Here is a 24,558-nt window from a genome sequence, read left to right on the forward strand (position 1 = left end):
CATATCCTGTAATCAGGCGTAGAAAATAAGCGGCACAAAGGCCACCAGAACCAGCGAAATCCCCATGGCAATCAGCGGCATAATGATACGCTCATGGCGCTGATAAAAAGTCCCCGTTTCCTGTTGCGCCGCCAGCACTTCCGCCTCTCCAACCACCTGCCGGGTCAGCAGATGGTTCAGGGCTACCGGCGGGCTCAGGTAGCCGAGTTCAAATGCCACCAGGGTCACCATCCAGAAATGGATCGGATGAATTCCGCTGGAATAGGCAATCGTGGCAACCGTGGCGGTCACCAGGATCACGGCACCGAATGCGTCCATGATCATGCCCAGGATCACCAGGATTACCACCATCAGCAGCATGGCCGACCAGGCACTGTCGAACGACTGCGGGAAAGCCTCCATCAGGTGGGCCCGCTCGATCACACCACCGATGCTGACCGACAGCCCCAGCAACAGCAGCAGCGCGCCAATTTCCGCCGTCGTATCGTTTGTGGCGCCGCGGAGACTTCGCTCCAGGCCCTGATGATTGATCTCTCCCGAGGCTTTTCCTGACCGGTTTTTCAGGCTGACATGCTCGTACACAAGGATTGCCAGCATGATCACCGGCAGCAGCCTTGGCGCCGAGAATTCATCCATGCTCACGTCCAGCGCCAGCCGGTAAAACAGCACCACGGCAGCGATGACCAGAACGTAGGGAATCAGGGGTTTGAGCGCCTGCGTCATGGCCGGGAAGGCTTCAGCAGAGGGCGCCAGGTTGAATTCACTCTGTCGGTTCACACTGAGGGCCACGATCGCGAACATGGTGGCGGTCAGCACGAACACCCAGATGCCCCAGCCAAACAGCTCATCAGTGGTGACTTCCCGGTTCAGGTAAGCAATGACAACCACCAGCAGGCAGGGGCGCAAAACCACGCCCAGGGAACCGGACATAGCGGTCGCCGCCAGGGCCAGATGCCGCCGGGCACCGGCGGCACGCAGCTCACTGTATATCACTGCGCCGGCCGCGATCACGAAAATGCCGGAAGCGCCGGTGTAGGCCGTTGGCACGGCCGCCACCAGAACCGCTACAACCGCCAGCATTTCCGGTGGCATGCGCCAGGGCCGGAAGACATTGAACACCAGGGTGGCCAGGCGGGTCTGCTTGAGCATCATGCCCACCCACACATACAGACCGACATTCAGGAACATGTCGGACAGCTCCATCATCTTTCCGAGATAGATACCAATCCCCGACGCGTGTCCGATCAGCGCAAAATAGGTGCCGGAGATCAGACACATCACGGTATAGAGCGGAACGGCCAGGAAGGCCTTGTTCAGGCTGCCGCCCTCCTCAAGATCATCAGGCACCCGGAACAGCCGGTAGAGGCTGGCCAACGTGAGGCAGGCGAAACCGATAATCCAGAAATTGTGCAGCAACAACTCTTCGGACGAGACCGCCGTGTCTGAACCAAGGCTGGACTGGCGAAAGATTGCGCTCGACCCCAGCAGCATGGCATTGGCGATGGTTTGAAGAGTATGGGAGACCGTGTAATCCAGCCGGGTTTCCATGGCACGCATGGCGATATGATGACGAGTGAGGGTCGCCGTGACCGCGCACAGCATGACAAGGATCACGAGGATGAAACGCTGTGACTCCAGGCCAAAGGCGATCAGGTCAGCAATAAAAAGTTCGATGGCCCGATAGGCTTTCACCCCTGGTGTCAGCTGTTCACTGAGATTTTCGAAATTCTGGTGGGCCTCGCGGCAGTCAGCAACCGCTCGTTCGATGGCAAGCCGGACGTCAGCCGGGTCTTTTTCCTCGGCCCCCAGCAACGCGGCCATCGGGTCATCCGTCTCGGCATCCGCCGCCATTTCTTCAGCAACCGCCGCGTCGATATCCCGAGTCGGGTCGCAGGTGGGCTGAACCGGATCCATCCGCAACTTGTAATAGCCACTCCAGAGCTGTTCACCGCCCCGAAGCATCTGGTTGTGGATGTCGCTGCTCGTGGAGAAAATGACCACTGCAAGCAATAACAGACAGGCGGGCAGCGATGAAAACCACTCCAGCCCGCTACGATGAAAACCGCCCTTCGACATAACTGATTACTCTGGATAGGGAGTGGTTACAGCAGATCGTCCAGATCCATGGTTTCAACGGCTTCCGCCTGGTCATCCCAGAAGCTGCCCAGCTGTCCCATGGGTGTACGGTGCCCGGTGTTCTCAACCCAGAGACGGTCAGAAACCGCGACGATCATATCGGTGGCCATGGCGTCCACGAACCGCCACTGCTCATTGGCCGGCGTAGTCTCGATCGATTCGGCATGATCCCGGATCACCGAACGGACCATGGCTTCGTCTCCCTTGTTCAGGGCCGCGATGGCGTGGAACACGTGGGGCAAACGCACACCCGCAACCTCGCCCTGATCGTCGGCGATGGCCAGCCGTTCAAACGCGTTCTCACCCTCGGGCTGGGCACCCGGAATCATCGCCCACACCGTTGCCCGCAATGCCATGGGCGCACCCCACCATTTTTCATTATCGAGGCAGCTTGTGGCCCGGGCGGCAATGGAGCCAACGTTCGCCGGTACGCCAATGGACGAGGTGGACTGAATCTGGGCATTAAGCGCCTGGAGGCCGGAAAGAAGACCCGCCATGTAGATGAACTCGTCCATGTCGTCATCAAAATCCGGGCATTCGCCATCGGCAGGATTGCCGTAATGGGCATTGTGGTGCTGCCAGGCCTTGTAATAGCGCCGGGCAGCAACGCTATGTGCGCGCTTCTGCTGGATCATGGCATCCTCGGCCTCATTGCCGTTCATGGCATTCAGGGCGGCAAGTGCGGCCAGCTCGTGCTCCCTGGCCTCTTCTTCGGCGCAGCCGCCGGCACTGAGGTAGAGCATCACCGCCAACTGGTCCGGCTCATTGGTAACGCGGCCGAAGGACATCAGCAGTGGCGCAGTCGCCTCGCTCATGGCGCACCCCATGGCCAGATCGTTGCTTTCCATCAGAAAAGGCACCGTGTGATCCCTGGAGAAGCCCTGCATCACATCCCCGGTGGTCTTGTACATCACGTGATTCACCGCGCTGCAGCCGCCAAGGACCAAACTGGCCGTGAAAGCCGCCACAAGGTTACGCACTCGACGCGCGGAAAACGGCGACTTGCGGGAGGGATTCCGGAAATGGGTCATACCTTCTTCACCTTTTGCGTTTTTTGTTCTGATGCAGCCCTGCTGCAATCGCACGGCCCGGACTCTGGCGGAGAAACCGGTTTGTTACAGTCTGTAACCAGGCACGCATTATGGCGCAGGAGGCCCCGTTTTTATGCGACCGATGCCGCAAATGACGCCAATTTACACACACCTATGCCACCCCTTGGTTTGCACAATGGGCCGCGAGCCGCTATAGATTGGAGCAACCGAGAGTCGTTGTGATTCCGGCCAGTACAGACCGAACCCGCAGAAATACAATAAAAGGAGTATCCGATGCGCAAACCTGAACTCGCCGCGGCCATTGCCGACCGCACCGGGCTGACCCGGGAAAAGGCCAGCGAAGTGATTACCGCATTTACCGACCAGGTATCGGCCGCCGCCTCCCGTGGCGAGGATGTCACCCTGATCGGCTTTGGCACTTTCAACATCCGCAGCCGCGAAGCGCGTGATGGACGAAACCCGCAAACCGGCGAGACCATTCGCATCCCTGCCAGCAAAACCGTAGGCTTCAAGGCCGGCAAGGCGCTCAAAGACGAAATCCGCTAGTCAGGCACAGGCACGCAGCTGCGGGCCTGCTTTACCCCTGGTTCAGGTTCCGGCGACGGAAGCACACTCAGAGCGAGTGGCATCTACCCGGCACCGAATCGCTTTCATCAACTTGATAGCCCGCTCATCGTATACACCGTCCTCCAGCAACGAGAGACGCACCTTGCGCAGCATCTTGTCGTATTCAGCGGTGTCTTCCTGGGGCAGCTGCATCCAGACGCCTTCCGGAATTTCAGCCTCTGCCTGGGCAATAATCTCGTAGGCCTCGTCTATGCGTTTGATGGCCTGGTCACGCACCATCTGGCCGGCGGAATCCGGGAACCGGTCACGGTGGATGATTACCTGGAAATTCATATACCCGAGGGCATATTTGACCACCGCACCGTTGGGCTGAACGCCCTTGTAAAGTTCCAGTGGTGTGTAGGCGACGGCCGGAGCATAGGCCAGGTCCACGCTACCGTTGTTGAACTTGCCGGCAAAGTTGGCGGAATTGGACCCCACCACAGATGCCCCCACATGGCGAACCATCCGCACGGATGCCTGATCGTAATCGAGGGTTGCAATCCGTTTGCCCTGCAGTTTCTCAACAGAATCAATGTTGCGGTCCCGGGTGTGGAGGTAAATGGCGCCCCCGGGGAATACACCGGCAACCTCGTAGGGACCATCAATCAGGAACGGCCGGGCTTTGGGCTGGCTGAGGGTGTTGTACAGCAGCCGCATTTCCTCTTCGCCGGGCACTGCGCCCATGGCTTCAAGGCTGCCCGTGAACTTGTTGAATTCCCGGGCCCGGGTGCCAGTAAGCAGCACTGCGTCGCACTGGCCCGCCTTGAAGTCCTCGGCGGCCACCTTCTCATCGGTGTAGGCGCGAAGGTCCAGCTTGATGCCGTTTTTCAGGGCAACCGGCTGGAAGGTTTTGGTGATGGCAAACAGGGGACCATTGGCACCAACCGGGTCAAAAACGCAAAAGCTGCGTTCCAGAGGCTCGTTCTGCGCCTGTGCCTGCCCCATCGAGGGGAATACCAGACTGGCACAGAGGGCAGTTGCCAAAGCTACCCGCTGGGGGAGGTTTGCTGATTTCACGGGATGACTCCTGATTATTATTGTCGGGCGCCGGTCTGTGAAAATGAACCGGTCAGGCCACGCTTTCCTTGGTCGACCATAGGGCGACGGCTACAAGAATACGTTGGCACAGGTGCCTGCCATCAAGGGTTTTTCAGCATAAAGGGGGGATTCTGTGATGGTGTCGACAGAGGTTCCGCAACCCCTGCCGCACTTTGTCGCCTGAGCCGGATTCAGATTGCCGGCTTTGGCCAGGCCTTTCGACCCTCACTGAGAGTGAGCCGGACGACACCCGGCAGTTCGCGATCGGTCACCGGCGCATGGCGACCGGCTGAAACCAGTGTTTTCGAGTTCGGTGTCCAGAAGGCATCAGGATCAAACACACAGACATCAGCGATTTCGCCCTCGGCAAGGCGGGCTGTTCTGCCCAGCGCGGAAGCCGGACCGTTGGTCAGCGCGCGAATCAGATCGGGCAGTGCCAGTTCATTCATCTCCACCAGTTCCAGCCCCAACGACAGCACACTCTCAATGCTCGACAGTCCCGGTTCGGTGGCTGCCATGGGCGCCTGCTTGGCGGCGGTATCGTGAGGTTGATGCTGACTGACAATGGCATCAATCACGCCGTCCCGAACACCGGCTATCAACGCCTTCCGATCACCCTCGCCGCGCAGAGGAGGCCGAACATGGAAGCGGCTGTCGAAACCGGCCAGGGCCTCCTCGGTGAACACAAGCTGGTGCATGGCCACATCGGCGGTTACCGCAATGCCGCGGCGGCGGGCTTCAGCCAGCATTTCAACACTGCGACCACAGGAGAGCTGGCTCAGATGCAACCGTACCCCGGTCTCCTCCGCCAGCAACAGCATTTCCATCACCGCGGCGGTTTCCGCCACTTCCGGAATACCGAGCAGGCCCAGGCGAGATGTTACCAGGCCATCGTGGGCGTAGCCGTCGGCGGCCAGGGCCTGGTTCTCGGGACTGAACATCACCGTCAAACCAAAGGTCTGGGCGTAGGCCATGCAGCGGCGCAAGATGCGGGCGTTGCGCACGCCCCGGGAGCCATTACCCACAGCGACACAACCCGCCGAGGCCAGGCCCGCCATGTCGCTGAGCAAATCACCCTCCAGACCCCGGGTGATGGCACCAATGGGCAACACCCGGATCGGCGACCGGCTGGCGGCGCCGTCCCGGATCAGGTGGGTGACGGCACTGGAATCGTTCACCGGCGAAGTTTCCGGCGAAGCGCAGACCGTCGTGAAACCGCCATGAGCCGCTGCGAGAGTTTCCGAGGCAATATTGCCTTTCTGGCCATTGCCCGGCTCACGGAGGTTACAGCAAAGATCGACAAAGCCCGGCGTTATGACAGCGTTCTCTGCGCTGATTGTCTCGTCGGCCTGTGCCCGGGCGGCAGCTTCGCCCATCGCGGCAATACGGCCATCCCGGATCAGCAGCGCGGTATTCTGCTGCTCCGTGCCCTGACCATCGAACAGTCGGCCTCCGGTAATCTTCAGGCTGTTTCCGGATGTGTTGACACTGCTCATGCCTGGCCCCTCTCACTCAATTTCTGCTGCCGTTCTGAAACCTGGCCACCCATGGCCATGGACATGACCGCCATCCGGATGGCGATGCCGTTGGTCACCTGGTTCAGAATGACCGACTGTGGTCCGTCGGCAACCGCCGATTCGATTTCAACGCCCCGGTTGATCGGCCCCGGGTGCATAACGATGCATTCCGGATGGGCCAACGCCAGTTTTTGCTGGTTTAGGCCGTAGAGCCGGTAGAACTCGCGCTCGCTGGGCAGCAATGCGCCTTCCATCCGCTCTTTCTGCAGTCGCAGCATGATGACCACATCCAGATCCTTCATCCCGCGGGTCATGTCGTATTCCACCGTGCAGCCGAGGCTTTCCACGTCTTTGGGAAGCAGGGTTCCCGGGGCAATGACGCGAACTTCCTCGGCACCCAGCTCGTTGAGAGCCCGAATCTGGGAGCGGGCCACCCGGGAGTGCAGCACGTCGCCAACGATAGCGACTTTGAGGCCCTCGAAACGCCCCTTGTGCTGGCGAATCGTCAGCATATCCAGCATGGCCTGGGTCGGGTGCGCATGACGACCGTCACCGGCGTTGATGATGGCCACCCCCGGAGTAACGCTCTCGGCAATAAAATGCGGTGCACCACTCTGAGAGTGCCTGACCACGAACATGTCGCTGGCCATGGCTTCTAGGTTCAGCAGGGTGTCAGACAGGGATTCACCCTTGGAGGTAGCCGAGGTGCTGATATCCAGGTTGAGCACATCCGCAGACAGTCGCTTGGCCGCCAGCTCAAAGGTACTGCGGGTTCGGGTGCTGGACTCGAAAAACAGGTTTACCACGGTTCGTCCGCGAAGCAGTGGCACTTTCTTGATAGTTCGCTCACCGACCTCGATAAAGGAGTCCGCAGTGTCCAGGATGTCGGTCAGCAAGGCGCGGTCAAGGCCGTCGAGGGTGAGGAAGTGCCGCAACTGACCATCCCGGGTCAGCTGCAAGTGGTGCGGGGAAGAGTCGTTCGCGGTCATGGGTCGCCTGTTATCCGATTCGGAGGTTTATTGTCCGGCTTCCTGAAGCTCGATACGGAGCGGGTCGGGGCCACGCAGTTTGACGCGTTGATGGGATTCCAACGCCATTGTCTTGCCAGCCACATCCGGCTGGATGGGCAATTCCCGGGCACCGAGGTCAATCAGGCTGGCCAGTATGATACTGGCTGGACGGCCATAATCGAAGATCTCATTCATGGCGGCCCGGATCGTCCGGCCGCTCATGATGACATCGTCAATCAGGATGATGTCACGGCCTTCGGTATCGAAGGGCAGACTCGAGGGTTTCACCCGGGGATTCAGACCGATGCGGCTGAAATCATCGCGGTAGAAGGAGATATCCAGTTCGCCGAACGGCTCTTCGATGCCAAGGCGTTTGCTCAGCACGTCGGCCAGCCAGACGCCTCCGGTCCGTATACCGATCAGAACCGGGGATTGCACGCCCCGTTGCTCGAGCGCCTGACGCAGCCCGGTTTCCATCTGGTCCAGCAACTGATCAATATCAAGCAATGCCGTCATTCGGTCCTCACTGTTGAAAAAAGGTTTCCAGGATCAGCACCGCGGCCCGGTCATCCACTCCGTGGCGACCAAAATCACGACTGCCTCCGGCGGCCATCACTTCACCCTTGGCCTCGAAGCTGGTGAGCCGCTCGTCCACCATCTCGACCGGCACGTGGTAGCGCCCATGCAGGCGCTTGCCGAATTTGCGCGCCCGGGCACACATATCGTTTTCGGTGTCGTCCATGTTGAGGGGCAAACCGACCACGACCAGGTCCGGGTGCCACTCCTCGAGCAGGGATTCAATCTGTTGCCAATCGGGGATACCGTCTCGGGCAGGAATCAGAGCCACCGGTTGGCCGGACCCAAGCAACTCCTGACCGACCGCTACGCCAATACGGCGGGTGCCAAAATCGAACGCCATGACGCGACGACTGGCCGGTTCAGGCATGACCGACCGATTCGCTGAGCTGATTGAGATCAATGCCGATCAGCTGCAGCACCGCCTTGTAGCGCTCTTCCCAGGGAGTACGGAACAGGATGTCGGTGTTGGCCGGACAGGTGAGCCAGGCGTTGCTGCCCAGCTCCTCTTCCAGCTGCCCTTCGCTCCAGCCGGAATAGCCCAATGCCACCAGGTACTCGTCGGGACCTTCGCCACGACCAATGCCTGCCAATACATCGCGGGATGTGGTCAGCAGAACATCGTCGGTGACCTTCGCCGTGTTCTGCCAGCTGGTGCCTGGGGGATGCAGCACAAAGCCGCGTTCCGGCTGCACCGGACCTCCGCTGAATACCGGCAGATCCAGCTCGCCTCCTGGCAGGTCCAGTTGTTCCAGAATTTCACCAAGGTGGATATCCAGCGGCTGATTGATCATTAACCCCAGGGCACCGTCGTCGGAATGCTCGCAAATGTATATCACGCCGCCATGGAAACGGGGATCAGCGAGATACGGCGATGCCACCAGGAACTGGTGGCGCAAGCTATGGGGAGAGTGTTTTGATGCTGTCATCCGGATGTCAGCCCCCGACGCTGGAAGGACCAGGTACGTATGATTTCAAGTTCATCCACCTCTTTCCGCATTTCGTCCGGAAATGGTGCAAAAGGCGAGGCCATCCTGACTATACGGATGGCAGCATCATCCAGGACGGTGCTGCCGGAAGACTGCAGGATCGCCACCTCTTTAATGGTGCCGTCTTTCTTGAGTGACACCAGCATTCGCAGTGTGCCATAGATTCCGGCATTGCGCGCCTCGGTCGGGTAGTTGATATTCCCCACCCGCGTTACCTTGCTCACCCAGTTCTGAACGTACCAGGCGTTGGTGGACTTGAGCGTAGAGGCGGCCGTTACCCGCATCACCCTGGGTTTGCGGGCATAGGCCTGCTGCTGGGCATCGAATCGGGCCTCAAGGCTGGCAATTTCCAGGCTGCGCTCCATCAGGCTCTTTTTCTCGCGAACCGGCAGAGGTTCCTCTTCCGGCCTGGTGCGCTCTTCCGGCTGGCGAACCTTCTGACTGGAAGAACTTTCGGTCTGAACGACCTGCTTTTCCTGACGCGGCTGCGGCTCGGTTTGCGCAGGGGGTTCGGGTTGAACCTGTGCCACCTGCGGCTGGCTCACCTCCGCCGGTTGCGGGGTGGTCATTTCCCGAACCTCTTCCTCGGTACCACTGCCCTTCTGACTGGTCTGGGCCAGGAAATCCGCCTTCTCCGGAGCTTCCTCATCGTCAAACTGGGACAGGGTGATTTCCATGGTCTGGGCAGAGGAGCGAGGCGGTTCAGGCGCAAAGGTGATTCCCAGCACCACGATGGCGTGCACCGCCAGCGCCATAAACAGGGTGAAGGAAAACCGGTCGAAGTCGCTTACCTGAACTGCCATTCCTGATATGGATCCTGTCGTTATACCTGCCCGGCCGCCATCACCGGATTATGCCTGGCCCAGACGCTTTGCAATCGCCTCCATCAATAAGCCACCAATATCGATTCCGAAGGCCGCATCGAGTTCCCGGATACAGGTCGGGCTGGTGACATTGATTTCGGTAAGGTAGTCACCGATGACATCCAGACCCACAAAAATGAGGCCCTTCTCTTTGATCACCGGAGCAACGCGTTCGCAGATCTCTCGATCCCGCGCGGTCAGTTCACGACCCTCACCCCGGCCGCCGGCGGCCAGATTGCCCCGATTCTCGCCATGGGAGGGTATTCTCGCAAGTGAATAGGGTACCGGTTCGCCGTCGATCAGCAGGATGCGCTTGTCGCCATCGCTGATTTCGGGGATGTATTTCTGGGCCATGGCCTGGTGCGTGCCATAGTTGGTAAGGGTTTCGATGATGACACCGAGATTGAAATCGTTTTCCCTGATACGGAAGATCGAATGACCGCCCATGCCGTCCACCGGCTTCATGATGACATCGCCGTGTTCGGCGTAGAACTCGCGGAAACGACTCGCCGAACGGCTGACAAGTAGTGGCGGCGTCAGGTCAGTAAACTGCGTGGCGAACAGCTTCTCATTGCAGTCGCGCAGCGTGGACGCCGGATTGACCACCAGAGCGCCCTGCTGCTCGGCCGCCTCCAGTATATAGGTGGCCATCAGGAACTCCCGGTCTACCGGCGGGTCCTTGCGCATGAGTATGACATCAAGATCTCCCAGCGCCCGGTCCTGAGACGGCCCGAAGCTGTACCAGTTTTCCGGATCCATGTGCACAGTCAGGTCACGGGTGCGCGCCATGGCACGGCCACCGTCCAGGTACAAATCGGGGAGCTCCATGTACTCGATTTCCCAACCGCGTTTCTGGGCAGCCAGCAACATGGCCAGTGAGCTGTCTTTCTTGAAGTGGATATCCTCAATCGGATCCATCACGATCCCGAGTCTGACGGTCATGGGCGTTCCTGCACTCCTGAGGGTTAAAAACACGAACCGGTCAGCAGAGCTGACCAGACATTAAGTGCTATGCTTTGAAATCAGATGGTATTGTACCCGAACTGCAAATGCATCCGGAGAAATCCTCAGTCAGTTACGTGACGTTGCGGGCAGTAGTACATTTGGTCACAAACTAATACTTTTTATCCGGCCATTGATAATCTATAAATGAGCGGGGTTTATAGAAGAACCTTAAGGTTTGTGTTAAAACCCCCGTTTTAAAATAACGACAGTCGCTGAGCGCAAGGCAGTTGGACAATGGATGACAACTTCGAGAACTTGAAGATCATGGTGATCGACGACAGTAAAACCATACGTCGCACCGCAGAAACCCTTCTGAAAAAGGTCGGCTGTGAGGTCATCACCGCGACTGACGGCTTTGACGCTCTTGCCAAGATTGCCGATTCACAGCCGGACATCATTTTTGTCGATATCATGATGCCCCGCCTGGACGGCTACCAGACCTGCGCACTTATCAAGAACAATTCCTCCTTCAAAAAGACGCCAGTTATCATGCTCTCCAGCAAGGACGGTCTGTTCGACAAGGCCAAGGGCCGCATCGTCGGCTCGGACCAGTATCTGACCAAACCGTTCAGTAAGGATGAGCTGCTTAATACCATCCGCCAGTATGTTCCACAGGCGGAACAGTAAACCTGCTGCCCCCAAGAACTATCGAGGAAACCATGGCCCGCATTCTTATTGTTGACGATTCCCCTACCGAGGTTAAGAAAATCTCCACGATCCTGGAAAAGCATAAGCACGAGGTGCTTACAGCTGACAACGGCGCAGACGGCGTTGCCAAAGCTCGTGCAGAGACCCCGGACCTGGTTCTGATGGATGTGGTTATGCCGGGCCTGAACGGCTTTCAGGCAACCCGCCAACTGACCCGCGCCCCGGAAACCGCATCCATCCCGGTCGTCATCGTAACCACCAAGGACCAGGAAACTGACCGAGTTTGGGGCACCCGACAGGGCGCCAAGGGTTACCTGGTCAAGCCGGTTAACGAAGACGACCTGATCAAAACAATCAACAGTCTGATTGCCTGATCCCCAACCGTGGAGTAAGCATGTCCGCCCAGGCCGCCCCTTTTGCCGTTCTGACGGATATCGCCGCGCGCAGCCGGTCGCTGGCTGCCGGCCTGCCGGAACAACAGCAAGCCGTTGAACTGTGGAACGGCATCGGCTTCGTTCTCGCAGGCGAACGGTACGTTGCCCCCATGGGCGAAGTCACTGAAATCCTCCACGTCCCCCGGTTTACCCATATACCGGGGGTTCGCCCGTTTTTGCTTGGCGCGGCCAATGTTCGCGGCCGCCTCCTGCCCCTGGTTGATCTTGCCGGCTTTTTCGATATTCCCCGCTCTTCCCGTAGCCAGCGGGAACGGCGCGTGCTGGTGGTAGAGCAGGGTGACATTTTCAGCGGGCTGGTAGTCGATAGTGTGCTGGGCATGCAGTATTTCGCAACTGACAGTTTCAAGGATTCGCCCGAGGGCGTGCCTGAAAACGTTCGACCGTTTGTCTCAGGCGGTTATGAACGCAACGAGGAAGTCTGGAAAGTGTTTTCGGCCGTCGACCTGCTCGAGGACGAACGATTTCTTGACGTCGCACAGTGGTAAGGGTGGTGACAATGGCAGGAACATCACCCTGACCGCCTGAAACCCGAAAAAACAAACTTGCCAATTTCTTGAAGAGGCCGGGAGCCAGAAAATGAAGAACAGAGCCGGAAGACTCAGTATGGGACAGGGAGGCAACAAGCTGGTTGCCGGCCTGATCGCCGCGCTGATCGCACTCACTATCCTGCTCGTTGTGGTGCTGTTCGTTATCAATGCAGACAGCCAGAACGATCAGGAATACATCGCCAACACCGCCGAACTGAGAGTGCTCTCTCAGGAGATTGCGAAGAACGCGACCGAGGCTGCCGGCGGTACCGCCGAGGCCTTCAACCAGCTGCGCCGCTCCCGTGACGAATTCCAGCAGCTCTGGACCAACGTAACCGAGGGTAACCCGGAAACCGGTCTGCCGCCGAGTGAACTGGCCCAGCAGAGTGGCGTTCAGGAAAACTGGAATACCGTGCGGGAAAACGCCGACAGCATCCTCTCCACCCAGGATGCGGTGCTCGGTCTCCACGAGGTTGCCCGGACTCTGAACGAAACCATTCCGCAGCTGCAGGTTGAGTACGACGATATCGTACAAATCCTGCTCGACAACGACGCACCCGCCGAACAGATCGCACTGGCCCAGCGTCAGTCACTCCTGGCGGAGCGGATTGTTCGCTCGGTCAACAACGTACTCTCCGGTGACGAAGACGCGGTTATCGCCGCGGACCGTTTCGGTCGTGACGCGAGCCTGTTCGGGCGAGTGCTTGAAGGCCAGCTGAACGGCAACCCGGCCATGGGGATCTCCCAGGTAAATGACGAAGACGCCATCTACGGCCTTGAAGCTGTCGATGAACTGTTCCAGTTCGTTTCCCAGAACGTAGACGCAATCCTTGAAGCTTCTCCCGACCTCTTCAAGGTTCGTACTGCTGCCAGCGACATCTTCCAGAATTCCGAGATCCTGCTTTCCGAACTGTCTGTACTGGCCGAGAACTTCCGGACCCAGTCCGGCTCACGTCTGGTCAGCCCTACCCTGGCCTTCGCGATCCTGGCCGCCATGGTTGCCATTGTTGTGTTTATCGGTCTGGCCCTGTACCGCGAAGCCCAGGCCCGACTGGCTACTACGCAAGAGCAGAACGAGCAGAACCAGAACGCGATCCTGCGACTGCTGGACGAACTGGCCGACCTGGCTGATGGTGACTTGACCACCGAGGCCACGGTAACCGAGGACTTCACCGGTGCCATCGCCGACTCCATCAACTACGCGATCGACCAGATGCGCGGACTGGTACAGGCGATTCGTGGTACTGCCGTACGAGTAGCGTCAGCGGCTCAGGAAACCCAGGCCACTGCGATGCATCTTGCCGATGCTTCCGAGCACCAGGCCCAGGAAATCGCCGGCGCCTCCGCCGCGGTGAACGAGATGGCCGTGTCCATCGACCAGGTATCCTCGAACGCTGCCGAGTCCTCCGCGGTTGCGGAGCGGTCGGTTGCGATCGCGAAGAAAGGCGCGGAAGTGGTACAGAACACCATCCGCGGCATGGACAACATCCGTGAGCAGATCCAGGAAACCTCCAAACGGATCAAGCGTCTGGGTGAATCTTCCCAGGAAATCGGTGACATCGTATCCCTGATCAACGACATCGCCGACCAGACCAACATCCTGTCCCTGAACGCGGCGATCCAGGCCTCCATGGCCGGTGACGCTGGCCGGGGCTTCGCGGTTGTTGCGGACGAAGTACAGCGACTGGCGGAACGCTCCTCTGCAGCGACCAAGCAGATTGAAGCGCTGGTTAAGACGATCCAGTCGGATACCAACGAAGCCGTTATCTCCATGGAACACACCACCGCCGAGGTGGTCCGTGGTGCACGTCTGGCTCAGGACGCGGGTATCGCCCTCGAGGAAATCGAGAACGTATCCATGTCTCTGGCGGAACTGATCCAGAACATCTCCAACGCCGCACGTCAGCAGTCTTCTTCGGCGGCGCACATTTCCAACACCATGAACGTTATCCAGGAAATCACGTCCCAGACGTCTTCCGGTACCAACGCGACTGCGAAGTCTATCGGTAACCTGGCAGAAATGGCGTCCGAGCTTCGGTCCTCCGTTGCCGGCTTTACTCTGCCGGAAGAAGAAGCGGCGGATTACGAGGAAGAGGAAGACAGCGACGTTCCGGTGGTGGGCTGATTTCCGTTCCAGGGCTGTTGACGGTTTATGGCGCAAATGCATAACAACCTGTCACCTGCCGAGGGCATCTGGTCACTGCGTCGACTCCCGGATATGGACGAGGCGCAGTTCAGCCAGTGGCAAACCCTGCTGGAACACCGAACCGGGATCACCCTGTCTTCCGAGCGCCGTTCGTTTCTGGAAACGAACCTTGGCATCCGGATGCGGGAAATCGGCTGCAGCAGCTATCAGGCCTATTACGAAAAGATCGTATCCGGGCCGGATGCAATCAGGGAATGGTCAACGCTGGTGGACCGGCTCACTGTCCAGGAAACCCGGTTCTTCCGGGATCCCGACGCTTTCCGGCTGGTATCCGACTATGTCCTGACACGGCCGCGGGAACAGCTGAAAAAGCGCCCCCTGGAGGCCTGGAGTGTCGGATGCTCCACCGGGGAAGAGCCCTACACCCTGGCCATGGTGCTGAATGAATGCATGGAGCAGCTGGCATTGCAGCCTCTGTTCGGTGTCACCGGCTCTGATATCAGCAAGCCGGTGATCGAGAAGGCCCGGAACGGTCAGTTCAATCCCCGCAAACTGCTGGGAATGGACGAGGAAATGAAAGCACGGTATTTCCGCCCGGCCGAGCGGAACACCGTAGAAATCGTGAACAGCATCCGCGACAGGGTGTGCTTTACCAGACTCAATGTTCTGGACCTGGATAAAGCACCCATGCACGGGATGAACATTATCTTCTGCCAGAATCTGCTGATTTATTTCCGCCGCTGGCGCCGGCGGGAAATTGTCAAGCGACTTGCAGAGCGGCTGGCGCCCGGGGGGTTGCTGGTACTGGGCCAGGGAGAGCTGACCGACTGGCAGCCTCCAGGGTTACAGAGAGTCCCCTCGGAACATGTGCTGGCGTGGATCAAACGCCAGACTGACGAAGAATAACCGGAGTGGTTATGGGCAATCACCATGACAGCATCGCCCTCGACTGGGTTCGGGGAGAGATACAGGACACGCTGACCCAGGGTCAGCATGCACTGGAAGCGTATGTCGAGAATCGTGACGACACCGCGCGCCTGCGCTTCTGCCTGAATTATCTCCATCAGGTACATGGCACCCTGCAAATGGTCGAGCTCTACGGTGCAGCCCTGCTCACCGAGGAGATGGAAAAGCTCACCCAGGCCGTGCTCAACGAAACCGTTGCCAATACCGACGAAGCCGTTGAAGTCCTGATGCAGGCCATCCTGCAGTTGCCCCAGTACCTCGAGCATCTGGCCAGCAGCCAGGACGATTTCCCGATGGTGCTGCTGCCACTGCTTAACGACCTCCGGGCCGCCCGTGGCGAATCCCTGCTGTCTGATACCTCGTTGTTCAAACCGGACCTGGCCCCCTCGCGAATCAGCGTGACCGGCAAGGTCTCCCAGCGCCTGCAGGACCCCACAGTCCTGGGCCACATCCGCAAGCTGCGTCAGATGTACCAGTTTGCGCTGGCCGGTGTTATCCGGGAAGCGGATCTCGATGCCCATTTCGAGTACATGCAGAAGGTTATTCAACGGTTGGTCCGTCTGTGCCAGAAAACGCCCCGGGGCGAGCTCTGGAAAGCGGCCAGTGCGTTTGTGGAAACACTTCAGGCACACGTAAACCCGGTAAATGCGGCGGTGAAATCCCTGCTCAGGGAGCTGGACAGTGAAATACGCCGACTGACCGATGAGCACGCCGATATCCTTCAGCAACCGGCACCGGAAGCGCTGCTCAAACACCTGCTCTACTACGTTGCCCGTGCGCGGGATCTGGATTCACCCCAGGTCAGTGCCCTGCGGGATGCCTACCAGTTGAACCAGGCACTGCCGTCAGAAGACGATGTTGATGCCGCCCGAACCCGTGTCTCCGGCCCCGGCAGGGACGCCATCCATTCCGTTGTCGGCGCGCTCAATGAAGAGCTGGCGAAACTGAAGGATCAGCTGGATCTGTTTGTCCGCTCAGAGCTCCGCCAGAACAGTGAGCTTGACGACCTGTTGCCGGGTCTGCGCCAGGTGGCCAATACCCTGGCTGTACTGGGTCTGGGCATACCGCGGAAAGTGATCACCGAGCAGGTCGAACTGGTTGAGAAACTCAGCGCCCAGGCCGAGCTGGTTGACGATGGCACGCTGATGGATATCGCCGGTGCACTGCTTTACGTCGAAGCCAGTCTCGCCGGCCTGGACAGCGAAGGTCAGCAGGAGTCGTCCGCTGACGAAACCTCCGATACACCGATTAACCTTGGCTCCCGGGAACTGGGCGAGGCCAGCGGCGCGTTGCTGCGGGAATCACGGAACACTCTGGAGCAGGTGAAATCCGCCATCGTCAATTTCATTGCCTCGCAATGGGATACCCGGGAAATCGAGCATGTCCCCGGCCTGCTGCACAGCATTCGCGGCGGCCTCAGCCTGATTCCGCTGGACCGGGTTGCAAGCATGCTGGCCTCGGCAGAGCGCTACATCAGCGATGTGCTGCTGGACGGCAAGCAGGTTCCTGACTGGAAGCAGCTCGACATCCTGGCCGATGCGGTTACCAGCATCGAGTATTACCTGGAGCGCCTCGCTGAGGGGATTGGTGAAAACGATTCGATTCTGCGGGTGGCCGAGGACAGTCTCGCTTCCCTCGGCTTCCCGGTCGGGGCTGAGCCCACCTGGACTGAAACCACGGCCCATGAAGAGACCGTCGCTGAACCGTCTTACGAGCAGGACGAAGCCAGCGTTTCGACCGCCCCGGAAGAGGCCAAAAGCTCGGATTCGGAGCTCCTGGACGACGAAATTCTTGGCATTTTCGTTGAGGAAGCCGAAGAGGTTCTCGAGACCATTCATGAATTCTATCCCCGTCTGCGCCAGAATCACGACGACCGTGAGGCTCTGACCGAAGTTCGTCGTGCTTTCCATACGCTCAAGGGCAGCGGACGACTTGTGGGCGCGACCAGTATCGGCGAGCTGGCATGGTCTGTGGAAAACCTGCTGAATCGGGTGATCGATCAGACCATTCGCCCCACCGAAGACATGTTCACCCTGGTGGACGAGGTCAATGCCCGCATTCCGTCACTGATCCGTGAATTCAAGGACGGCCAGACCGCAGGCGACGTGGAGGAGCTCATCAACCGGGCCGAGGCCATGGCAACCACCCGTCGCACCGACGACGATGCCGTGACGGCGCAGGACATTCCCGAGGTCGAAGACACCGTCGCCGACTCGGGAGAAGAAGAGCAGGAAACCCCGGAATCCATCGTTGAAGAAGCCACCGTTGAGGCCGTGTCGGATGAGTCCGCCGATGACGATGACCTGATTGACGATGAAATACTTGAAATATTCGTCGAAGAAGCCGGTGAGGTGCTGGACACCATTCGCGAATACCTGCCAATGCTTTTGCGCCAGCACGATGACCGCAGCGCTCTGTCAGAAGTTCGCCGTGCCTTCCACACGCTGAAAGGCAGTGGCCGTATGGTCGGCGCGCTGGTTGTTGGCGAATTGGCCTGGTCCGTGGAAAACATGCTGAACCGCGTTATCGACGGCAGCATCTTCATGAACGATGACATCGCCAGTCTTCTGGAGGATGTCACTGCCAGCCTGCCGGCCCTGGTCGACGATTTCGAGAAGCGCCGTGCGGCTTCCTTCGATACCGCCAACCTCGAAGCCCGCGCCAACGCCCTGGCCAGCGGTGAGATTCCCGATGCCAGCATGATGCCGGCGGCCGAATCGGACGGCTCCGAAACCGTAGCGGAAGATGAGATCACCGCTGCAGGCGCAGAGATCGAGACGACTGAAGAGGATGCGGTCGACCCGGTATTGCTGGATATTTTTGAAAGTGAAACCGAGACCCATCTGCAGACGCTGAAGGATTTCCTGTCAGCAGCCGGAGACAAGACCACGGTTACCTACACCGATGATCTTTCCCGGGCCCTGCATACACTCAAAGGCAGCGCCCATACCGCCGGCATCGCACCCATTGCTGCTGTAATCACACCACTGGAACGCTTCGTCAAGGAATCCCGGGCACAGAACAAGCGGGCCAACCGCGACGTGCTCTCGCTGATCGAATCCGCCTGCGATTTCCTGACCCAGGGCCTGGCCCAGATCCGTGAAAATCCACAGGCCTCGCTGCCTGGCACCGAAGCCTTCCTCGAGAAGCTGGACCAACTGACCGAAGAGACACTCCGCGGCCACAGCGAGGAAGCTCCGCGCCAGCATCCGCAGCAGGCTCCGTCACGGCTGGTTCAGCTGTTCCTGAACGAAGGCCTCGACATTGTTCTGGATGCTGACCGGATTCTCGACCACTGGGCGGACAACCCCGGCGAGATGGAGTCGTTGAACCCGTTGCGTTCCGAGCTGGAGCAGTTGACCTCCGGCGCCTCCGAAGCAGGGCTCGGCGACGTCGCCGCGCTCTCAAGCGCGTTGAAAGACACCTACGACGAGGCCGCCAGACACGATGAAGCGCCGGACGAAACCTTTTTCGAGACCGTTCGGGCAGCTCACGAACAGCTGATCAACATGATGGATCAGGTGGCTGCCGGGCTTGCCACGGAATCCAGCGACGACATGGTTACCGCGCTCGAAAACCTGAAACGGGCCCCGAGCACAGAAAACCAGGAACCCGACGCCTTCGAGCAGGAATTCACCGGTGAACTCGAGGAAATCGATCTCAGCTTTGAGATGGATGAAACCGAAGTACCGGCAAATGAAGAACCAGCGGCGGCCGAACAACCGCCGCTCCCGGAAATGTCCGAATCCGATGATGACATGGACGAAGAGCTTGCGGAGATCTTCCTGGAAGAGGCCCGCGACCTCATCGACAGCACCGCCGAAGCGCTGCAGAGCTGGAGCGAAAATACCGGAAACCTGGATATCCTTCGGTTGCTGCAGCGGGATCTGCATACCCTTAAGGGTGGTGCACGCCTGGCCGACATTCCTGCCGTAGGCGATCTTTCCCACGAGTTGGAAAACCTGTTTGAGGGACTGACCGAGCAGCGGCTATCGATCAATGATGAGCTCTCAGATCTGCTGTTCCGCTGCCACGATCGGCTTGCGGGCATGGTCGAGAACCTTGAAGCCAAGGAGCCACCGCGCCCTGCGCCGGATCTGATTGGCGAAATCCAGGCGTACATCGACAGCGCCACCGGAACACGCCCGGTCACCAATGTTGCGAGCCCTGAAGAAGAAGCAGAACCGGATTTCAACGACGAAGAGCAGGCCCCGCTCCCGGAAGTCGAGGAACCCGTCGATTCCGATTCAGAAACCGCGGAAACCGGCGAGGCGGAAGACGGCGTTGCCGATCTCTCGCACCTGGATCCGGAGCTGGTCGGCATTTTCCTGGAAGAAGCCTACGACCTGATCAACTCTACCGGCAGCGCCCTGCACACCTGGACCGAAGACCCGTCGGACCGGAGCATTGCCGCGGAACTGCAACGGGATGTCCACACGCTCAAGGGTGGCGCCCGGATGGCTGGCGTTGAGGCCATTGGCGACCTGACCCACGTTCTCGAAGACCTGTTCGAAAAGGTTGCAGAGGGCCAGCTGGAAGCCAGCGACGCCATGAACGACCTCTTGTTCGCCTGCCATGACCGGCTGGCGCAAATGGTTGAGCAGGTGGCGACGCAGAAGCCTTGCCCACCGGCGGAGGAGCTGGTCGCTCGCGTCCAGTCCATCCTTCGGGGCGAGTCGGCGCCGTCCGAGGAGTCAGCAGAGGCCCCCGACCTCAGCGAGACTCTGACACAGGCCAGCGATGATGACCTGATCGGCATCTTCCTGGACGAAGGCCTGGAAATCTACGACGCCATCAGTGAGTGTCTTGACCAGTGGCGCGAGGAACCGGAGGAACTGACCGGACTGACCCAGCTGCAGCAGGAACTGCAAACCCTCAAGGGTGGTGCACGACTTTCTGACGTCGATCCGATTGCCAACCTGGCAGAAGCCTGGTCCGACGCTCTGGATCCCCTCATCTCCGGGTCCAATAACCAGAAGACGTTGCTGAAGCTCAGCGACCGGGCATTGGGCAGCCTGAAGACCATGCTCAACAGCCTGGAACAGGGCAGCAAGCCCGAGCCGGATGCGGACCTGATCGAGGACTTCCGGGTGGCCCACGAAGTGGCCGCCGAAGAGACCGCTGCTCCCCGAGAAGAGTCCCAACAGGAAGCAATCGATCCGGAAGTACTGGAAATCTTCCTGGAGGAAGCCGGTGAAATCATGGATCAGCTGGAGCAGCTGCTCGATGACTGGCGCAAGGAGCCGGCAAACCACACCTTCAACCAGGAAGCCCAGCGTGCATTGCATACGTTGAAAGGCGGCGCTCGCCTCTCCCAACTGACTCAGCTTGGGGACAGCGCCCACGCCTTTGAGACACGTCTGATCGACCTTGGCGGCAATGCCCCAGATGAGTCCCAGTGGCAGGCCATCACCGAAGATCACGACGCCATCATCGCCCTGGTTGCCGACATCCGTAAGGGCTATGAGTCCGGCATGGGTGTGCCTTCGGCAAAGGCCGAACAGCCTGCGCCAGCCCCGGCCGCGCCGGAACCGAAAAAGCCTGAAGAGCCAACGCCTCCCGCCCAGGCAGAAAAACCGGTAGCACCGGCACCGAAGCCCGGGAAATCGCCGGCCAAGGTTCGCAAACAGGCGGCCGAGGCACAGCGGGCGGCCCAGGAGACCATTCGGGTGTCCGCACCGCTGCTGGATGAGCTGGTCAACCTGGCGGGTGAAACCAGTATTACCCGTGGCCGGCTTGAGCAGCAGACCAGTGATTTTGGCCATACCCTGGAGGAAATGGCCGCCACCATCGAGCGTCTGCGTGAGCAGCTGCGCCGGATGGAAATCGAGACGGAAGCCCAGATCCTGTTCAGTGCCGAGAAAGAACACGGACCGGATTACGGCGACGACTTCGACCCGCTGGAGATGGACCGTTACTCCTCCATTCAGCAGCTGTCCCGCGCTCTGACCGAGTCCTCTTCGGACCTTGCAGACCTGCGGGAAACCCTGTCTGACCGGGTACGGGACACCGAAACCCTGCTTGTGCAGCAGTCCCGGATCAACACGGAACTCCAGGAGGGTCTGATGAAGACCCGGATGATTCCGTTCGCCTCCATGGTGCCGCGTCTGCGGCGCATCGTTCGCCAGATCAGCGGCGAACTGGGCAAGAAAGTCGACTTTGATGTCCGCAACGCCGAAGGCGAAATGGACAGGAGCATCCTGGAGCGCATGATCGCACCCCTGGAACACATGCTCCGGAACGCCCTGGACCACGGCATCGAAAGCCCGGCGGACCGTAAGCAAGCCGGTAAGCCGGAGACCGGCGAAGTCACACTGTCACTGACCCGCGAAGGTGGCGACGTTGTCCTGAGGATGATCGACGATGGCGCCGGCATTCCCTCTTCGATCATTCGCGACAAGGCGATCCGTCAGGGCATGCTGCGGGAAGACGAGGATCTGTCCGAGCGGGAAATCCTGCAGTTTATCCTGCAGCCCGGCTTCTCCACCGCCCAACAAGTAACCCAGATTTCCGGCCGCGGCGTGGGCATGGACGTCGTTGCCAGCGAGATCAAACAGCTTGGCGGCAGCCTCGACATCGATTCCGCCGTTGGCCGCGGAACCACCTTTACGGTTCGCCTGCCGTTCACGGTTTCCGTCAACCGGGCGCTGATGGTGTCCACCGGCGAGGATTTCTACGCGATCCCGCTGAACACCATCGAGGGTATTGTCCGGGTCAGCACCTACGAGCTTGAGGAATACTACAAGCCGGACGCGCCGATGTACGAATACGCCGGCCAGGAATACCGGCTCCAGTATCTGGGCAGCCTGCTGAACAGCGATCACCATCCGAAGTTGCAGGGACAGGCCCTGCCGCTGCCGGTGATCCTGGTGCGCGGCGCCGAGCAGCCCATGGCCCTGCAGGTGGACAACCTGATGGGCAGCCGGGAGATCGTTGTTAAATCCCTCGGCCCGCAATTCAGTTCGGTGCGCGGTGTGTCCGGTGCCACCATCCTGGGTGACGGCAACGTGGTCGTAATCCTCGACCTGCCGGCCATGATCCGTTCCGACATCCTGTCCGAGCGCCAGCGTCTGGCCAACCTCGAGAAGGCTCGCGAGTCCGCCCGTTATGAGGAACAGGCCACCGTGGTCATGGTGGTGGACGACTCGGTTACCGTACGGAAGGTTACCTCACGACTGCTGGAGCGCAACGGCATGGAAGTCATCACTGCCAAAGACGGCCTGGACGCGGTCGCACAGCTGCAGGATCACAAACCGGACATCATCCTGCTGGATATCGAAATGCCGCGGATGGATGGTTTCGAGGTTGCCAGCTTTGTGCGCCACGACGATAGCCTGCGGGAAATTCCGATCTGCATGATCACCTCACGGACCGGCGAGAAACACCGCGAACGTGCGCTGGCCATTGGTGTGAATGAGTACCTCGGAAAGCCGTTCCAGGAAACCGAGTTGCTTGAGACCATTGAGCGGCTGACCGGACGTCAGTGATGGCCGGCCAGTCTGGCCGGCCGCGGGTCGGGATCGTCTCGGATGTGGTTCTGCAGCGACACCGACTGCAGGCCGCAACATCCAAGTTCGGTCTGGAGGTGCGTTTTTCCGGGGATCCAGAGCGTTTGCTGGGCTACCCGGATTTCCCGGATGCCAGTCTCTGGCTGGTCACCCTCGAAGACGAGGCCGATCATCCGTTACTGTTCGATCACCTGCTTGAAAATACCGACGCACCGGTACTGTTCGGATTGGATGAAGCACCCAAGCCGGGAAGTACCGAGTATTTTCGCTGGGAACGACGTTTACTGGGCAAACTTGAGCAGCAACTGGGGCACCTGGAAGAGCTGGACTCAGAAGCCACTCTGGCAGAACTGGAGCAGGAAACGCCGGCACCAGCACCATCGCCGGACCTGCCTCACTGGATAACGCCTGCCGTACCCGGTTCGGTCGCCGAGGAAGTCTGGATTCTGGGCGCTTCACTGGGAGGGCCGGCGGCGGTTAAGACGTTTCTGGACCACCTGCCGCCGAATCTGCCCGTGGGCTTCATCTACGCCCAGCACATAGATGGGAACTTTACAGAGGTTCTTACGCGGGTACTGGGTCGCCATGCCCATTACCAGCTCAAGCGAGCCGAGGAAGGCTATCGGGTCAGGAATGGTGATGTGGTGCTGATGCCGGTAGAGCACGAATGGAAACTGAACGAGCAGGGAGCCCTGACGGAAACCAGCAATGCCTGGCCGGGGCCCTATGGCCCTTCCATTGATCAGGTCCTGCTCAACGTCGCGGATCATTACGGCCAGCGCTGCCATGCTATTCTTTTTTCCGGCATGGGTAATGATGGCGCTATTGCAGCGCCTTTACTGAAAGCCTACGGTAGCCGGATCTGGGTCCAGGAGAGCACAAGCTGCGGCAATAGCTCTATGCCCGAATCCGTCGCCGCCACCGGTTGCAGCGGTTTCTGTGGCACCCCGGAGCAGCTGGCACGGGAACTGGTAAAAACCATCGAAGAATCCTGCCTGCTCAAGAGCCGGCAGAAACGGGACTCCGCCTGAGGTAACACGCAATGAATGACAACAGCCAATCCCTCTCCTGCGTCATGATTCCCATGAGCGGACGGCAACTGTTGCTGCCCAACGTCTCGATTGCGGAAGTGGTCGACTATGCCAGCGCTGATGCCGGCGCGAACACGCCGGAATGGCTGGTTGGCTACCTTGACTGGCGGGGCCTGCAACTTCCGGTGATTTCATACGACGCGGCTAACGGCGGAGCCCTCACCGTTCCGGGCGATAATCGGGGCCGCATCGTGGTCCTTAATACCATCGGCGATCACCACAAGGAAGTCCCGTTTATGGCACTGGTTACCCAGGGCATTCCCAGCCAGGCCCGTTTGGCGGAAGACCAGGTCAGGAAGCTGGAGGGTGAACCGGGGCCGGCGGATCTGATGCAGGTCGAGGTTGAAGGTGAGCATGCCTGGATCCCGAATCTGGAATTTCTGGAATCCCTGGTTGTAAAGTCCCGACACTGACCCGTGCCA

Annotated in this window: 19 protein-coding genes; 9 read left to right on the top strand and 10 right to left on the bottom strand. The window is 59.5% G+C overall.

Going from position 1 to position 24,558, the window contains the following annotated elements; genetic code table 11:
- Positions 1-12: 12 nt before the first annotated feature.
- Positions 13-2,076, bottom strand: a complete 2,064-nt coding sequence (locus ACGK9W_RS15665; protein ID WP_008175659.1) for a TRAP transporter large permease subunit — start codon at positions 2,074-2,076, stop codon at positions 13-15.
- A 26-nt stretch (positions 2,077-2,102) separates the two neighbouring features.
- Complete coding sequence (locus ACGK9W_RS15670) at positions 2,103-3,167, bottom strand: hypothetical protein (protein ID WP_008175657.1); 1,065 nt, start codon at positions 3,165-3,167, stop codon at positions 2,103-2,105.
- Between the two features lie 294 nt (positions 3,168-3,461).
- Here ACGK9W_RS15670 and ACGK9W_RS15675 point away from each other — a divergent pair, with 294 nt between their 5' ends.
- On the top strand, positions 3,462-3,734 hold the full coding sequence (locus ACGK9W_RS15675; RefSeq protein WP_008175654.1) for an HU family DNA-binding protein: 273 nt from the start codon (positions 3,462-3,464) through the stop codon (positions 3,732-3,734).
- A gap of 42 nt (positions 3,735-3,776) precedes the next feature.
- Here the strand turns inward: ACGK9W_RS15675 and ACGK9W_RS15680 are convergent, their stop codons facing one another.
- The 8 genes from ACGK9W_RS15680 to gshB form a co-directional block, all read right to left on the bottom strand.
- Positions 3,777-4,742 (bottom strand): putative solute-binding protein, encoded by a 966-nt coding sequence (locus ACGK9W_RS15680; protein ID WP_264752596.1) that lies wholly within the window; start codon positions 4,740-4,742, stop codon positions 3,777-3,779.
- 284 nt (positions 4,743-5,026) lie between these two features.
- Positions 5,027-6,331 carry a dihydroorotase family protein gene (locus ACGK9W_RS15685; protein ID WP_288367110.1) on the bottom strand — a complete coding sequence of 435 codons (1,305 nt, stop codon included), beginning with the start codon at positions 6,329-6,331 and terminating at the stop codon, positions 5,027-5,029.
- Positions 6,328-7,341, bottom strand: coding sequence for an aspartate carbamoyltransferase catalytic subunit (locus ACGK9W_RS15690; RefSeq protein ID WP_008175649.1), 1,014 nt, complete (start codon positions 7,339-7,341; stop codon positions 6,328-6,330). Before ACGK9W_RS15690 ends, ACGK9W_RS15685 begins: the two co-directional genes overlap by 4 nt.
- A gap of 27 nt (positions 7,342-7,368) precedes the next feature.
- Positions 7,369-7,878: a bifunctional pyr operon transcriptional regulator/uracil phosphoribosyltransferase PyrR gene (pyrR, locus tag ACGK9W_RS15695; RefSeq protein ID WP_405417456.1), complete on the bottom strand. Its 510-nt coding sequence runs from the start codon at positions 7,876-7,878 to the stop codon at positions 7,369-7,371.
- Between the two features lie 7 nt (positions 7,879-7,885).
- Positions 7,886-8,308, bottom strand: coding sequence for a Holliday junction resolvase RuvX (gene ruvX, locus ACGK9W_RS15700; protein ID WP_405417458.1), 423 nt, complete (start codon positions 8,306-8,308; stop codon positions 7,886-7,888).
- A complete protein-coding gene (locus tag ACGK9W_RS15705; protein WP_039882120.1) occupies positions 8,301-8,867 on the bottom strand; it encodes a YqgE/AlgH family protein in 567 nt (188 codons plus the stop codon). Before ACGK9W_RS15705 ends, ruvX begins: the two co-directional genes overlap by 8 nt.
- Positions 8,864-9,730 carry an energy transducer TonB gene (locus tag ACGK9W_RS15710; protein ID WP_014578671.1) on the bottom strand — a complete coding sequence of 289 codons (867 nt, stop codon included), beginning with the start codon at positions 9,728-9,730 and terminating at the stop codon, positions 8,864-8,866. The genes ACGK9W_RS15705 and ACGK9W_RS15710 overlap by 4 nt, the downstream gene beginning before the upstream one ends.
- 48 nt (positions 9,731-9,778) lie before the next feature.
- Positions 9,779-10,732 (bottom strand): glutathione synthase, encoded by a 954-nt coding sequence (gene gshB / locus ACGK9W_RS15715; RefSeq protein WP_405417459.1) that lies wholly within the window; start codon positions 10,730-10,732, stop codon positions 9,779-9,781.
- A 297-nt stretch (positions 10,733-11,029) separates the two neighbouring features.
- Here gshB and pilG point away from each other — a divergent pair, with 297 nt between their 5' ends.
- From pilG to ACGK9W_RS15755, 8 genes are all read left to right on the top strand, one after another.
- Positions 11,030-11,422 (top strand): twitching motility response regulator PilG, encoded by a 393-nt coding sequence (gene pilG / locus ACGK9W_RS15720; RefSeq protein ID WP_008175635.1) that lies wholly within the window; start codon positions 11,030-11,032, stop codon positions 11,420-11,422.
- Positions 11,423-11,454: 32 nt separating this feature from the next.
- Positions 11,455-11,817, top strand: coding sequence for a twitching motility response regulator PilH (gene pilH / locus ACGK9W_RS15725; protein WP_011787171.1), 363 nt, complete (start codon positions 11,455-11,457; stop codon positions 11,815-11,817).
- A 20-nt stretch (positions 11,818-11,837) separates the two neighbouring features.
- Positions 11,838-12,383 (top strand): chemotaxis protein CheW, encoded by a 546-nt coding sequence (locus ACGK9W_RS15730; RefSeq protein ID WP_008172777.1) that lies wholly within the window; start codon positions 11,838-11,840, stop codon positions 12,381-12,383.
- 91 nt (positions 12,384-12,474) lie between these two features.
- A complete protein-coding gene (locus ACGK9W_RS15735) occupies positions 12,475-14,550 on the top strand; it encodes a methyl-accepting chemotaxis protein (RefSeq protein ID WP_273070353.1) in 2,076 nt (691 codons plus the stop codon).
- A 27-nt stretch (positions 14,551-14,577) separates the two neighbouring features.
- Positions 14,578-15,477, top strand: a complete 900-nt coding sequence (locus ACGK9W_RS15740; protein WP_039881965.1) for a protein-glutamate O-methyltransferase CheR — start codon at positions 14,578-14,580, stop codon at positions 15,475-15,477.
- An 11-nt stretch (positions 15,478-15,488) separates the two neighbouring features.
- A complete protein-coding gene (locus ACGK9W_RS15745; protein ID WP_405417464.1) occupies positions 15,489-23,024 on the top strand; it encodes an Hpt domain-containing protein in 7,536 nt (2,511 codons plus the stop codon).
- Positions 23,024-24,076, top strand: a complete 1,053-nt coding sequence (locus ACGK9W_RS15750) for a chemotaxis protein CheB (protein ID WP_053113272.1) — start codon at positions 23,024-23,026, stop codon at positions 24,074-24,076. Before ACGK9W_RS15745 ends, ACGK9W_RS15750 begins: the two co-directional genes overlap by 1 nt.
- A gap of 11 nt (positions 24,077-24,087) precedes the next feature.
- On the top strand, positions 24,088-24,549 hold the full coding sequence (locus ACGK9W_RS15755; protein WP_008172769.1) for a chemotaxis protein CheW: 462 nt from the start codon (positions 24,088-24,090) through the stop codon (positions 24,547-24,549).
- The last annotated feature ends 9 nt before the right edge of the window (positions 24,550-24,558 follow it).

The organism is Marinobacter flavimaris, assembly GCF_045057155.1.
Classification (GTDB): domain Bacteria; phylum Pseudomonadota; class Gammaproteobacteria; order Pseudomonadales; family Oleiphilaceae; genus Marinobacter; species Marinobacter manganoxydans.